This window comes from Flavobacterium sp. GNP008, from assembly GCF_056428965.1.
Map to the genome: position 1 here is coordinate 1 of NZ_JBWJVL010000007.1, position 452 is coordinate 452.

A 452-nucleotide genomic window follows, 5' to 3' on the forward strand; every position below is an offset into this window, starting at 1 on the left:
CTATCAGAACCGTCTCAACGCGCCGTTCGACATTGCCGCCCATGCACGTGCGGCCACCCTGATCCACGAGATAACCCACATAACCTGCGACACTGAAGACCTGGCCTACCTGGACTCGATGCGACCGTTTCCTGACTTGATCAACGTCAACATCAAAGGCGCCACGCAGCTCAAGACCACGCTGACGGACTTGCGTGAAACCGCGCTGTCGACGCTGACGCCAGCCTCGACGCTGTTCAGGACGTGGGACGAATTCAGCCAGACGTGGGAAGATTTCGGCAAAAGCACTTCGAGTACTTCACTCAAGGACAAGGTGCTGAGTGCCACCGGTACAAAAACGTTGCAGGATGCGCGGTCAGTGTTCATGAGTAACGTCGACAAGCGCATCGACACCATCCTGGCCAATGCAGACTCCATTACCTACCTGATCACCCACCTGGGACGCACGTTGG

The 452-nt window shown here is 56.9% G+C and carries 1 protein-coding gene; it reads left to right on the forward strand.

What is annotated here, in order from left to right; all coding sequences use genetic code 11:
• On the forward strand, positions 1 to 452 hold a 452-nt coding region (locus tag AC0608_RS13660; RefSeq protein WP_478289451.1), incomplete at both ends, for a M35 family metalloendopeptidase.